Origin of the sequence: Streptomyces sp. NPDC050988 (assembly GCF_044456225.1) — a bacterium.
Taxonomy (GTDB): domain Bacteria; phylum Actinomycetota; class Actinomycetes; order Streptomycetales; family Streptomycetaceae; genus Streptomyces.
The window spans coordinates 363314-375916 of sequence record NZ_JBITFQ010000006.1 but is presented as its reverse complement, the minus strand read 5'-3'; the positions used below and the strand labels follow the sequence as shown (position 1 = coordinate 375916).

General features: G+C 70.6%; 16 protein-coding genes. 9 read left to right on the top strand and 7 right to left on the bottom strand.

Going from position 1 to position 12603, the window contains the following annotated elements; translation table 11 throughout:
- Positions 1-8 precede the first annotated feature (8 nt).
- Entirely contained in the window at positions 9-581 is a 573-nt protein-coding gene (locus ACIBEI_RS17430; protein ID WP_398889533.1) for a class I SAM-dependent methyltransferase, read from the bottom strand.
- 55 nt (positions 582-636) lie between these two features.
- On the opposite strand from ACIBEI_RS17430, the gene ACIBEI_RS17425 reads away from it, so the two are divergent.
- Positions 637-1440 carry an AraC family transcriptional regulator gene (locus tag ACIBEI_RS17425; RefSeq protein WP_398889531.1) on the top strand — a complete coding sequence of 268 codons (804 nt, stop codon included), beginning with the start codon at positions 637-639 and terminating at the stop codon, positions 1438-1440.
- Positions 1441-1451: 11 nt separating this feature from the next.
- On the opposite strand, the gene ACIBEI_RS17420 is transcribed toward ACIBEI_RS17425, so the two are convergent.
- Positions 1452-2057: a CGNR zinc finger domain-containing protein gene (locus tag ACIBEI_RS17420; protein ID WP_398889529.1), complete on the bottom strand. Its 606-nt coding sequence runs from the start codon at positions 2055-2057 to the stop codon at positions 1452-1454.
- 65 nt (positions 2058-2122) lie between these two features.
- Here ACIBEI_RS17420 and ACIBEI_RS17415 point away from each other — a divergent pair, with 65 nt between their 5' ends.
- Positions 2123-3379, top strand: a complete 1257-nt coding sequence (locus ACIBEI_RS17415; protein WP_398889527.1) for an MFS transporter — start codon at positions 2123-2125, stop codon at positions 3377-3379.
- 106 nt (positions 3380-3485) lie between these two features.
- On the top strand, positions 3486-3956 hold the full coding sequence (locus ACIBEI_RS17410) for a peptidoglycan-binding protein (protein WP_398889525.1): 471 nt from the start codon (positions 3486-3488) through the stop codon (positions 3954-3956).
- A 69-nt stretch (positions 3957-4025) separates the two neighbouring features.
- On the opposite strand, the gene ACIBEI_RS17405 is transcribed toward ACIBEI_RS17410, so the two are convergent.
- The 3 genes from ACIBEI_RS17405 to ACIBEI_RS17395 form a co-directional block, all read right to left on the bottom strand.
- Entirely contained in the window at positions 4026-4991 is a 966-nt protein-coding gene (locus tag ACIBEI_RS17405; RefSeq protein WP_398889523.1) for a serine protein kinase RIO, read from the bottom strand.
- A gap of 223 nt (positions 4992-5214) precedes the next feature.
- Positions 5215-6240: a GNAT family N-acetyltransferase gene (locus tag ACIBEI_RS17400; protein WP_398889617.1), complete on the bottom strand. Its 1026-nt coding sequence runs from the start codon at positions 6238-6240 to the stop codon at positions 5215-5217.
- 78 nt (positions 6241-6318) lie between these two features.
- The gene (locus ACIBEI_RS17395; RefSeq protein ID WP_398889521.1) at positions 6319-7296 is read right to left on the bottom strand and encodes an ArsR/SmtB family transcription factor; all 978 of its coding nucleotides are present in this window, start codon (positions 7294-7296) and stop codon (positions 6319-6321) included.
- 297 nt (positions 7297-7593) lie between these two features.
- On the opposite strand from ACIBEI_RS17395, the gene ACIBEI_RS17390 reads away from it, so the two are divergent.
- On the top strand, positions 7594-8457 hold the full coding sequence (locus ACIBEI_RS17390) for a hypothetical protein (protein WP_398889519.1): 864 nt from the start codon (positions 7594-7596) through the stop codon (positions 8455-8457).
- Between the two features lie 3 nt (positions 8458-8460).
- Here the strand turns inward: ACIBEI_RS17390 and ACIBEI_RS17385 are convergent, their stop codons facing one another.
- Positions 8461-8658 (bottom strand): DUF397 domain-containing protein, encoded by a 198-nt coding sequence (locus ACIBEI_RS17385; RefSeq protein WP_398889517.1) that lies wholly within the window; start codon positions 8656-8658, stop codon positions 8461-8463.
- Complete coding sequence (locus ACIBEI_RS17380; protein ID WP_398889515.1) at positions 8640-9473, bottom strand: Scr1 family TA system antitoxin-like transcriptional regulator; 834 nt, start codon at positions 9471-9473, stop codon at positions 8640-8642. The genes ACIBEI_RS17385 and ACIBEI_RS17380 overlap by 19 nt, the downstream gene beginning before the upstream one ends.
- Positions 9474-9600: 127 nt before the next feature.
- Between ACIBEI_RS17380 and ACIBEI_RS17375 the strand changes: the two genes are divergently transcribed.
- Genes ACIBEI_RS17375 through ACIBEI_RS17355 form a run of 5 tightly spaced genes read left to right on the top strand, consistent with a single transcriptional unit; the run spans position 9601 to position 12359 of the window.
- Positions 9601-9828, top strand: coding sequence for a hypothetical protein (locus ACIBEI_RS17375; RefSeq protein WP_398889513.1), 228 nt, complete (start codon positions 9601-9603; stop codon positions 9826-9828).
- Positions 9825-10040, top strand: a complete 216-nt coding sequence (locus ACIBEI_RS17370; protein WP_055613418.1) for a hypothetical protein — start codon at positions 9825-9827, stop codon at positions 10038-10040. The genes ACIBEI_RS17375 and ACIBEI_RS17370 overlap by 4 nt, the downstream gene beginning before the upstream one ends.
- 35 nt (positions 10041-10075) lie before the next feature.
- Positions 10076-10690 (top strand): DUF1266 domain-containing protein, encoded by a 615-nt coding sequence (locus ACIBEI_RS17365; RefSeq protein WP_398889511.1) that lies wholly within the window; start codon positions 10076-10078, stop codon positions 10688-10690.
- A 22-nt stretch (positions 10691-10712) separates the two neighbouring features.
- Positions 10713-11459, top strand: coding sequence for a DNA repair protein RecO (gene recO / locus ACIBEI_RS17360; RefSeq protein WP_269648986.1), 747 nt, complete (start codon positions 10713-10715; stop codon positions 11457-11459).
- Between the two features lie 48 nt (positions 11460-11507).
- Positions 11508-12359 (top strand): isoprenyl transferase, encoded by an 852-nt coding sequence (locus ACIBEI_RS17355; protein ID WP_398889508.1) that lies wholly within the window; start codon positions 11508-11510, stop codon positions 12357-12359.
- The last annotated feature ends 244 nt before the right edge of the window (positions 12360-12603 follow it).

Here is a 12603-nt window from a genome sequence, read left to right as displayed (position 1 = left end):
GGCCGGGTTCACGGTCGGGTGGCGCGGAAGCGGACGGCACCCGATTCGGGGTGCCGGTCCACCGACACGTCCGTGAAGCCCGCCTTCGCGAGACGGTCCGGGAGGCCGGCCGGATCCACCGTGTTCATCGTGTCCCGGAAGTGCAGCACCCGGAACCGGAAGCTCGGCTGGCTGTCGCACCCGGCGAAGACACCGCCGGGCCGCAGCACGCGGTGCGCCTCCGCGAAGATCCGGTCCTGCTGGGCGGCCGTCGGCACGTGATGGAGCATCACGAAGCAGACGACGGAGGAGAAGCTCTCGTCAGGCAGCGGCATCGCGGCCCCGTCGGCGTGCAGGATCGTGGCCCGGTCGCCCCACTTCCCCTCCAGCAGGGCGGCCGTGCCCTCGTCGATCTCGACGGCCGTGACACGGGGGACCTGTTCGATCAGTACGCGGAGATTCGCGCCGTAGCCCGGACCGATCTCCAGCACGTCGTCGCCGAGGGGTACGTCCGTCAGGGTCCAGGGGAGGATGTGGTCCCTCGTCGTCCGGGCCCACTTCTCGGAGCCGCACAGTCTGCGGTGTGCTCGGTTCATCGGCATGAGGCGACGGTACGAGCGGGGCGGCGGTGTCCGACACGGGCTACGCTGCCGTCCCATGTCGCCAGACGGACAGCCGGTCGGTCCGCCGGTCGGTCCGCCGGTCGGTCCGTCGGCCGGAGAGCCGGCTGCCACTGGGATCTTCATCGGCCACTTCGCGATGCCGAGGGGCAGCGGGTTCGGCCGGCACTGGCACACGTTCCACCAACTCGCCTGGGCAGCAAAGGGGTTGCTGCGGGTGACCAGCGAGCGTGGCGCCTGGCTGCTGCCGCCGACGCTGGCACTGTGGATCCCCGCCGGGCTGGCCCATACGACGGAGGCGGAGGGCGACGCCGTCATGCGGACTCCGTACGTGAACCCGGCGGCATGCCCGGAGATCACGTGGAGCGAGCCCACGGTGGTGGGCGTGGACTCGCTGCTCCGGGCGCTCGTCGACCACCTCGTCCGCACCGACCTCGCCCCGGACGCCCGGTCGCGGGCCGAGGCCGTACTCCTCGACGTACTGCGTCCCGTACCGGTGACGAGCGTGTCCGTGACCGAGCCCCGGGATCCCCGCACGCGGGCGGTGGCCCGGGCCCTCGCCCAACACCCGTACGACGGGCGGGCGTTGGACGCCTGGGGCAGGGAGGTCGGCGCGAGCGCCCGTACGCTGGCCCGGCTCTTCGTCGCCGAGACGGGCCTCGCCTTCGGCCAGTGGCGCGAACGCCTGCGCATGCAGCTCGCGATGCCGCTCCTCGCCGAGGGCCTGACGACGGAGGCGGTGGCTCGGCGCGTGGGATACGCCTCCGCCAGTTCGTTCGTGGCGGCGTTCCGACGGATCGTGGGGGTCACGCCTCGGCAGTACTTTCCGGTCCGCGACTGAAGGCCCACGTACTACGAGCTACCGGAACCGGTCTCCGTCGTCCGCTGTCCCCGGCGGTGGGCCGCGACGCGTTCGCGTGTGGCACAGCGCCGGGAGCAGTAGCGGCGGGCCGGGCCCGGGCCGGAGGCGATGTAGACGTTCCGGCAGGCCGGGGATGCGCACAGGCCGCCGGGCGGGCGCTGGTGGTCCCAGAGGAGGACGGCCAGCGCCAGACACGACGAGGTCAGGAACCACTCGTCCCAGGGGGCGTCGTCGTGGCTGTCGAGGTGGGGGTGCCACGGAGTGCTGCCGCCGTGCGAGGCGAGCCGCAGCGGTCCGGTCTGTTCCGCGAGCAGGCGGTTGAGGGCCCCGGCGGCGGTGTCGACGTCCTCGGCGGCGAAGACCTCACGGAGGAGGAGAGCACCCGCACGCATCCGTACGACGTCGTCCGTGGCGAGCTCGATGGGCTCCGACTCGCCGTACTCCCGCAGTACTTCGGCGACCGCTTCGACGTCCGCTGCTTCGGGCTGCGGCTCCCGGTCGCCCGTACCGGACAGAGCGTTGATCAGGGCTGCGGTGCGCCGGGCGTTGGCGAGGACGGAGTGCCGCGTGGACCAGTCGTCGGGGAGGGCTGCCATGGGCCGAATGTAGCGCGTGTAACGCATATTGCGCAGGTTTGAGTTACGTACGTAACGTCGTCCCGATGAAGAGGCGTTACGCGATGGGGTCCTTCCTCGTCGGGGCGGCAGCGGCGCGGGCGGGCGACGAGATGTCCGGGCCCGCGCTGTTGCTGGCGGGCTACGCGCTCGGAGGGTCGGCCACGGAGGCGTCGGCGCTGCTCGCGGGCATCACGGTCTCGGCGGTGGTCGGCGGCCCGCTGCTGGGGGCGCTGCTCGACAGGTCCCCGAGGCCGGGCCGCCTGCTGGCCGGCGCCCTCGCCCTCTACGGGACGGGCCTGGTGCTGATCCTCCTGAGCCTCGGCCGCCTTCCCCTCCAACTCACGGTCCTGATCGCCGTGTTCACGGGACTCCTCGGGCCGGCCCTCTCCGGCGGCTGGACCGCCCAACTCCCCAGGGTCGTACCCCGCGAGCGCATGCCCCGCGCGAACGCGCTCGACGCCATGACGTTCAGCCTGGCGAGTCTGGTCGGCCCGGCGCTCGCCGGGGCCCTCGCGCATCTCCTGGGAGCACCGGCGGCCGTGGTGGCGTCGGCGGCGCTGATCGCTTGTGCCCTGCCCGCGGCGTGGACGCTGCCGATGGGCGGCGGCGGGGAACGGGATCAAGATCGGGCCGGTGATCGGGACCTGGATCGGGACAAGGCCCCGCCGACCGCACCCGCACCCGCACCCGCGCCCCTGACCGCCGACCTCGCCGCCGGAATCCGCGCCATCACCCGCACCCGACCACTGGCCCGGGCCACCCTCGCCTCGGTCGTCTCCTGCGCCGGCCTGGGCATGCTGATCACCTGCACCCCGCTGCTCGGCGAGCGGGCGTTCGGTTCGGCCGCCGAGGGCACGCTGCTCCTGACCTGCACGGCGGTCTCGGCCCTGGCCGCCAACGCCGTACTCGCACGCCGTCCCCACGCCATCGCGCCGGACACGATCATCTGGTCCAGCACGCTGCTCCTGGCGGCGGCGCTCGTACTGTCGGCGACAGGCCACCAGGTCCTGGTTGTGGCGGCGGCCCTGACGACGGGCGTGGGCGAAGGCCCGCAACTGGCCGCGCTGTTGGCGATCCGGCACCGGGAATCACCACAGCGCCTCCGCAGCCAGGTCTTCACGACAGGCGCGAGCCTGAAGATCACCGGCTTTGCCCTCGGCGCGGCCGTCGCCGGCCCGCTCGCGACGCACTCGCTGCCGGCCGCGCTCCTGACGGCGGCGGGGGTTCAACTCGTCGCGGGCCTGAGCTTCCACGCGTTCGCTCTCGGGCGGGGGAGCGGAGCCTTCCTCTCGTCGTCGTGAGCCCCGACCTGCGTTGTGTCACCAGGCTTGTATGAGCATGACAGCGGCGGGGGAGGACCGGGAACATGGGTTCGTAACAGTCGGAAATCCAAAAAGGGGGAAACGCATGCGGACTTTGACACGCACGTTAGTCAGCGCCACCGCGGTCGCCGGGATCCTTGTCGGGGGCCTTGCGGGGGCGAGCAGCAGTTTCGCGGCAACCGGAGCGGCAGCCGAGGCGGCCACGAAGTCGGCGGCGAGCGCCGAGGCCGTCAGCCCGCTCGCGGTCGACAACCATGGTCTGTCCACGCCGGAAGCCAGGAACGTCCAGTGCTGGCTGATGGACAACTGGGGCTACCCCGGCCCGCTCAACGGCCAATTGGGCACCGAGAGTTGGAAGGCGATACAGCGCTTCCTCCAGGCGGACTGGGGGTACGCCGGCCCGATCAACGGAGTCCCAGAGTTCAGCACCGACAGGGCGTTGCTGACTTTCCTGACGGCGGAGTACGGCTACCCCGGACCGATCGACGGAGTCTGGGGCCCCAGCGCCACGGTCGCCTTCAAGAGGTTCGCCGCGTGGTGCGCCGGGGCGTGCTGAGCCAGTAGCTCTCCGACTGCCCGGACTCCGTCGTGTCGGCCGGCCAACCAGCCTCGGCCGCCGGTCGGTTCAGAAGGCGTGTGCCATCAGTTCCGCGAACAGCGCGTGTTCGTCGACGTCGAGGCCCCGCGAGCGGAACCAGCCGCAGATGTTGGTGCAGTCGCGCTGGAGGAAGGTCATCCCGTTGAGGTTGCCGACCAGGTCGACGATCTGCGGCAGGTCGATGACGACCAGCCGCTCGCCCGCCGCGAGGATGTTGTACGCCGAGAGGTCGCCGTGTACGAGGCCGTTCTGCACCATCGTCGCGAGCGCGTCCGTGAGTTGCTCGAAGTAAGACGCCAGCAGCTCGGGTGAGGGCCGGGTCTGGGCGAGCCGGGGCGCGGTCTGGACAGCGCCGTCCTCGTCGACGACGGTGATCCACTCCATCAGGATCTCGGTGCCGTCGATCTGGACCGGGTAGGGAACCGGCAGTCCGAGGTTCCAGAGCCGCACCAGCGCACCCCACTCGGACACCGCCCACTCGCCGGCCGCGACCTGCCGGCCGAAGGTGCTCTTGCGCTTGAGGGCCCGCTCGTCACGTGAGCGCTTCATCGAGCGGCCCTCGGTGTAGGACGCGGAGCGGTGGAAGGTCCGGTGCTCGGGGGAGCGGTACCGCTTGGCCGCCATGACCACGCCGCCGCCGGCGGGGTCTCGCGGATCGGCGCGCTCGATGAGGTGGACGTCGGCCTCCTTGCCGGTCTTGAGGACGCCCAGCTCGGTGTCGATCGCGCCCTGCGAGGTCACCACCCAGTCCGGGAGCGGCTCGGGGCCCCGGCAGAGAGGTTCCACGCTGAGCCAGGTCGACCAGCGCCGGCCGTCCTCGAGGTCGTCGTAGGCCTGGAAGTCGAAGACGAACCGGTCGTCGAGGTCGTCCAGTGCCGCGTCGCCCTGCGGCGGGACGTGGCGATGGGTGCCGGTGGTGAAGTCGTCAGGAAATGCCGGGTGTTGAGGCTGCTGAGGGTGTTGCGGGTGCTGCGAGAGATCGTCGTGAGACATCGCTGGAGGTACTCCATGAGGCGAGAGGGAGGCGGTCTGCGGGCAGGCCGAGGACAGTCGTGGTCACGGTCGTGCCTCCTCTCGTGGAGCACCGGGCAGCTCCCGGTTTCCCGCCCATGGTGAGGCGCGGACACGGCGCGCGGCAACCGAATAAATCGGCCCGCGCCGAGCGGCCCCAGTGGTGCCGCGGAGCCCGACCGGACGGCGAATCCCGCTCAGCGCATCAGAAGGGCAGGCCGCGCAGGTCCACGCCGACGGTGGGATCGGACAGGCCGGCCAGGTCGTAGGTCATGGTGGTCAGTGGTGAGGTCCGCGTACCGTCGGGCTGTTGGAAGGTGACGGGCACCGGGGGCCGGCTCCATCCCAGCCGCGTGCAGAGCGGGACCAGGTCCGGGCGGCAGAGCAGAATCATCGTCTCGGCGCCGGCCGCTCGTGCGTGTTCGACCGCCACACTGATCACCGTCCGGGCGATGCCCCTGCCTCGATGCGCGGGGTGCACCAGCACATCGCCCAACCCCGCGGCGCGGCGCGGCAGTCCGTCGAAGGCCACGTCCCGCAGCAGCCATCCCGCGGAAGCCACCGGCCGGCCCTCCAGGACGGCGGTGAGGGTGTGCTGCTTGTCGGCCCACACCAGGCCGAGCCCGTTCGCCCCCAAGGGGTCGGACAGGCCGTCGCGGAGTGCGGCCCTGTCGTCCGGAGAACCGGGGCCCGCTGCATGGACCAGTTGGAGGTCCGCACACCCGTCGTCGTTCACCACAGGCTCCGCAGCGGCCATGGCGGCGGGGTCGAACCGGTAGCGCAGGCAATGCAGGCCGCTGGACCGGACAGTCCCGTCCGCCCGGGCGCCCAGGCGGCGCAGTGCCGCGATCGAGGCCGTGTTGTCGGGCAGGACGAACGCGAAAACGGCTGGGAGCGAGAGGCGGCGAAAGGCCAGGTCCAGGCATGCGCGGCCGGCCTCGCGGGCGATCCCGCGGCCCTGTGCCCGTGGGTGCAGGGCGAAACCGAGGTCGACTCCGTGCCGGGCCCGGTTGCGCAGTCCCACCCGGCCGAGGAACGCGTGCGTCGCGGCATCCCTGACCGCGAAGTCGCCGTAGCCGTGTCTGGTCCAGTGGGCGACGTGGTCGTCGCACATGGCCTCGGCCGCGGACCGGCTGTCCGCGCGGCCGGTCGCCAGCCATCGCATGACGCTGTCCTGACTGACCACGGCCGCGAAGAGATCGTCGCTGTCCTCGCGGCGGATCGGCTCCATCACAAGCCTCTGGGTACGCAGAACGGGTCCGCTCAACCGGGCCACTCGGCAACTCCTCTCCGGTCACGGCGACAGGCCCTAGGTCAGGAGCTCGACGAGGGCCTCGCCGCGTGGGGTGAGGCTCATCCTGACGGACTGGCCCCGGCGTTCGCGGACGAGGAGGCCGGCGTCCTCCAGTTGGTGGCAGTGGTAAGTGACCGTTGCAGGGGCGCAGTTGAGGTGGGCGGCCGTCTCGCTCACAGTCGGGCGGTGGGCGAGATGGCGGAGGATCCTCGCCCGGACCCGCCCGGCGACGTGGCTCAGCGCGTCGGGGGACTCCGCCGGGGGCTCCTGCCCGGTCCAGGCGAGCGCCAGACCTCGGGCCGGGTAGCCGAGCGAGACGCTGTCCTGGGTGTCGAGGCTGAAGATGGAGGCGTTGGTGCCGGACAGCAGCGGGACCAGGAGGAAGCGCCGGTCGCCGAGGACGTGGTCGCCGATCCGGCCGCCGTTGTAGACGAGATCGTCGCCGTCCAGCTTCCACAGCGCGTTGAGCTGGGACAGGACGACCCCGATCTGACCCGTCACCGAGGCGATCCCTACCCGCTCGGCCTCCCGCTCGTAGACGGCCCGCGTCCGCCGCAGCGCCGGCGCGCACGTCGTCCGGACCGCGTCCAGCGCGTCCGCGAAGGCCGCGGCGAGCCGACGGGGGTCACGCAGCACCGGCTCCCACCGGTCCGGTATCCGCCCGCCGAACGTGAAGTCGATCCCGGCCAGCGCGGTGTCGGCCGACAGGTCACGCATCCGCGCCAGCGCTTCGCGGATCTCCTGGTCCGAGCCGGCCGCGTCCATCGACAGCCAGTCCGGTATGGGCGACACCCCGGGTACGAACAGCGGGGGCAGCAACTGGGCGGCGTCCTTGGGCAATCCGGCGCGGACGGTTCGCCGCACGTGCGGGAGTACACCCTGCGGACGGCCGCCCAGGGCATCGACCAGCAGGGAGACGATCGTGGTCCCCGGCCGGTACGCGACCTCGACCTTCAACTGGTCGACCCGCCCCAGCCGAACCCTCGACTCCACCACAGATCCCTCCCCGGGCCACCTGGTTCCACCGCCATGTCACCACGCTCGGTGCTGTTGGCGCGCCTGCGCTTTTAGACGAGATTCGAAAGCGTTGTCCCGTACTCGTCCACCCCGCACCCTGGTTGGTGACAGCGCCGGGCGGTCCGAGTCCGGCACCGGCGCGGCCCCGCGCGGGGGAGGGGGTCGTGCCACCGCCACCGGCACGAGCCCGGCGCTGTCCCGCTCCATCGGCTCCGCGCCGCCGACCCCCGGAATCCCGGCGCCGCGAACCGCCTCCGCCGCTACGATCCGGCCATGTCAGACAGATCATCAAGAGACGGTGCGAACGAGATCGTGCTGACCGGCGGCGGCATCACGGCGCGGTTCGACGGGCAGCGGCTGCGGCTCGTCCAAGGGGCCACCACCTGGACCGTACCCGTACGCGCCCTGCGAGCAGCCGAGTTGACGCCCGCCCGCGACGTACGCATCGACCTGAGCGGGGACCCCGGCGCCGCACGGCACGGGCTCGGCGCGGGTGTTTCGATACCGACCCGCAACGCCCACGCGGCCAGGGCCTTCACCGAGTCGCTCCAGCGCGCCCTGGCCACCACGACCGCCGTGCCCGACGGACACGCGCTGGTCCTCGTGGACACCCGGCAGCCGAGCCTGAGCCCAGGGGTTCACCGCGGCCTCATGATCGGCATCGCGGCCGTCGCCTACACCGCCGTGCTCCTGCTCATCGGGCAGTACGGCGCCGGCGACGTCGGTCCGGTGATCCTGGCCTTCGGCTGGCTGGGGCCCGGTGGCCTGGGGCTGCTCTACTTCTGCTGGGTCCGGCTGATACGCGATCTCGTCGTCCTGCGCCGCCGTGGCATCACCGTCTCCGGCCGCAGCGAGGGGACGGTACGGGGGTTCGGGGGCAACGTCTTCTACTTCCAGCGGCTCAGCTACCGGACGGCCGACGGAAGGGACCTCACGCGGATCGAGTCACGCGGCTCGGTGGGTGGCATCACAACGGGGGTGGGGCGGGTCGATGTCACCTACGACCCACTCGACCCGAGCAGGGCAACGGGCCCGCTCACCGTCAACCACGTCGGCTGGACACTCGTCCTGGTCATCTGCGGCCTGGTCGCCACGCTGGTCTGGGCGGTCGGACTGTACGTCGCCCTCACCGGCTGACGTTCACCGCCCGAGCCCCCCGACAAAGGCGAGCCACGCGTCGGCACCGACCAGCAGAACGGGCCCGCCCACGACCTTGCTGTCCCGCACGGGTACGACACCGGGGACTCCGTCGGCGACTTCGAGGCAGTCCTCCCCGCCGCTGCCGCCGCTGTAACTGCTCTTACGCCAGCGGGAGTTGCTCAGGTCGAACTCGCGCATCGTCTGTGGTCCTCCGCCGCCGACTGGATCAGGGCCAGGGACGCCTCCGGTGACAGCGCGGCGGCCCTGATCAGATCGTAGGACGACTGGGTTCGCTTCACCACAGCCGGTTCGTCCAGCAGGCTCCCCGAAAGCACCGCCTCTGTATAGACGGTTGGCGGGGCATCCTCGAACTGCATGAGCTTCATCATCTTGCCCATCTCTCGGTGTGCCCCCGCCGCGAACGGCAGCACCTGCAACAGCGCCTTGCGCTCCCGCACCAGCGCCGCGATGTGGTCCAGTTGGTGGGCCATGACGGTCGGGCCGCCGACCTGGACCCGCAGGACCGTCTCATGGAGGACCACCCAATACACGGGCCTTGTAGCGTCCTTGAGGAGTCGCGTCCGGGCCATGCGTCCCTTGAGCAGTTCCTCGATGTACTCGTCGGCGGCGAGCGGGTTGCCCGCCAGGAACACCGCCTGCGCGTACTCCCGCGTCTGGAGGAGGCCGGGGATGACCGTCGGCGCGTACTCACAGATCTCTGTGGCCAGCCGCTCCAGCTCCACCACGTGCGCGAAATACTCCGTATACGGCTGGTCCTTGATGAGCTTTCGCCAGAGGCGCTCGAAAAAGCCATCGGTTTGTAGGACCTCGTCGATCCGCTTCGCCACATCCAACTGCGGTTTCCGAATTGCCTGTTCGAATTGCCCGATGTAGCCGCCCGACACAAAAACGCGATGACCCAAGTCCACTTGGGTTAACCCGGCGTCCTCGCGACGCCTCTTCAGCTCCGTGCCGAAGAACTCCCAAGCAGCCTGCCGCGAACCATTGGCCATGGCCGAGCCCCCTTGTACTGCCGTGCACTGCACCGACGTTGCTGAGCGTAGAGGTCTTCCAAAGTCTAAGCGGCAGGCGTCACCGTGGTGATGAAAAGCGTGAAACCCAATTGGAAAGGGGAAAACCGTGAAGGCTGACGGGATCGGCCACGGCGCACAGCACTCGACGGCGTGTGTCGAACAAGCGGAGGAAACGGTGAAGGAATTGCGCGCGGCACTGGCAACGGCAGGAATTAAGTTGCCGACACTGGGGATCGACCCGGCAAGTTTGGCGCGGGAGGCCCCTTGTCCGCTCGTCGAATTGGGGCGGTGTTCCGTCGAGACGGCGGCCCGGCTCGCGGCGGTGCTGGGATGAAGCCGAAGGTCGGGACGTACGTCGTCGACACGAGGACGGGAAGGGTGGGCGTGGTGATGGGGCACGAGGGACCCTACGTACAGCTCAGACCGTACGGCGGCGGCAAGGAGTGGGACTGCGCACCGGACACCGTCCGGGGAGCCACCGCGGCGGAACGCCTCAGCGCGGCCACCGCGTACGCCAACGCACGCAGCCGCGGCGAGGTCCCCTGAAGCGCCCGGAGGTGCCTGTCATAGGGTGCTGCGCCATGGCGATATGGATATGGAAACGGCGCGGGCGGAAGGCCGTGCGCAAGTACCCCGTGCCGCTCACCATGCACCAGTTGTGGATGGTGTCGCTCAGCGCGCCGGTGAACCGTGACCGGGACGCCTCGCGGACGACCCTGTACCCGTTCACCCGTATCGACGACGACAAGGCTGGGCGCTGGCTGGCCGACCAGTGGGAGATCACCTCACGCGCGGAACTGGTCGGCCGGCTCGACGGCCTCGCCCGGACCGGCTACCGCGCCGGCGCCCGGCGGCGGCTCGGCGTCGAGCCCCTGGCGTGGGACGCGGGTCTGTACGTCGACATCACCCGCCGGGGCTTCGCGTGCGGGATGCTCGGCGAGGCCGACGCGTGGACCGCGCTGAAGAACATCGTCCCGGCGGTGGTGAGGTCGTACGCCTCCTGGAACGAGTACGCCGAGCACTATCTGCTGGGCAGGATGGTCTGGCGGGAGAATCTGCGGGGCACCCCGGACGCCCCGGCCCCGCAGGCCGTCTCGGACGCCCATCTGACGTCCCTGCTCGACCCCGCGAACCGGGCCAGCCCCTGGAACATGGCGCCCTGGCACGCGATCAGCCACCCCGACCACGCCCGCTGACTCCGTACGCGAGAATGGGCGCATGAGCCTGTTCCGCGACGACGGCGTTGTCCTGCGCACCCAGAAACTGGGCGAGGCGGACCGCATCATCACGTTGCTCACTCGCGGTCACGGGCGGGTGCGGGCCGTCGCGCGGGGCGTCAGGCGGACCAAGTCGAAGTTCGGGGCGCGGCTCGAACCCTTCTCCCACGTCGACGTGCAGTTCTTCGCGCGGGGGAGCGAGCTGATCGGGCGCGGGCTCCCGCTGTGCACACAGAGCGAGACGATCGCTCCGTACGGTGGCGGGATCGTCGCCGACTACGCGCGGTACACCGCCGGGACGGCCATGCTGGAGACCGCCGAGCGGTTCACCGACCACGAGGGCGAGCCGGCCGTGCAGCAGTATCTGCTGCTGGTGGGCGGGCTGCGCACGCTCGCGCAGGGCGAGCACGAGCCGCACCTCATCCTCGACGCCTTCCTGCTGCGCTCACTCGCCGTGAACGGCTACGCGCCGAGCTTCGGCGACTGCGCGAAGTGCGGCATGCCGGGACCGAATCGGTTCTTCTCGGTCGCCGCGGGAGGTTCCGTCTGCGTCGACTGCCGGGTGCCCGGCAGCGTCGTACCCTCGGCGGGGGCCCTCGAACTGCTCGGCGCGCTGCTGACGGGGGACTGGGCGACCGCGGACGCGTGCGAGTCGCGGTACGTCCGGGAGGGCAGCGGTCTGGTGTCGGCCTATCTGCACTGGCACCTGGAGCGCGGACTGCGCTCGCTGCGGTACGTGGAGAAGTAGGCAGAGAAGTACCCGTAGGCACGTCACGTAAGAGGAGACGAGAAGCACATGGTGGTACGCGGGATCCTGGGGCGCCAGCGCCGCGAGTACAAGACGCCGGAGCCGCACCCGTCCGGCGCCCGCTCGCCCAAGCTGCCCGGGGAGCTGATTCCGAACCACGTGGCGTGCGTGATGGACGGGAACGGCCGCTGGGCCAAGGAGCGCGGGCTGCCGCGCACCGAGGGGCACCGGGTCGGCGAGGGCGTCGTCATGGACGTCCTCAAGGGCTGTCTGGAGCTGGGCGTCAAGAACCTCTCCCTGTACGCCTTCTCGACGGAGAACTGGAAGCGGTCGCCCGAGGAGGTCCGCTTCCTGATGAACTTCAACAAGGACGTCATCCGGCGCCGCCGCGACGAGATGGACGAGCTCGGCATCCGGATCCGTTGGGTCGGCCGCATGCCCAAGCTGTGGAAGTCCGTGGTCCAGGAGCTCCAGGTCGCCCAGGAGCAGACGCAGAAGAACGACGCGATGACGTTGTACTTCTGCGTCAACTACGGCGGCCGTGCCGAACTCGCCGACGCCGCGAAGGCGTTGGCCGCGGATGTCGCCGCCGGGAAGCTCGACCCGGCCAAGGTCACCGAGAAGACCATCCAGAAGTACCTCTACTACCCGGACATGCCGGACGTCGACCTCTTCCTGCGCCCGAGCGGTGAGCAGCGCACGTCCAACTACCTGATCTGGCAGTCCAGTTACGCCGAGATGGTCTTCCAGGACGTCCTGTGGCCCGACTTCGACCGCCGTGACCTCTGGCGTGCGTGCGTGGAGTACGCCTCCCGCGACCGCCGCTTCGGCGGTGCCGTCCCGAACGAGGACCTTCTGGCGATGGAGGAGGGAATGCGGGGCCGCCCCGAAGGGGCCTGAACGGTTCGCTTCGCGAGTGCGGGTGGGTGGGGGCTGGCCGCGCAGTTCCCCGCGCCCCTAAAAGACTGCGCAGTTCCCCGCGCCCCTGAAATCCGCGCCGTTCCTGCCGCAGCTCAAAGATCGCGCAGTTCCCCGCGCCCCTGAAGTTCGCGCCGTTCCTGCCGCAGCTCAAAGATCGCGCAGTTCCCCGCGCCCCTGAAGTTCGCGCCGTTCCTGCCGCAGCTCAAAGATCGCGCAGTTCCCC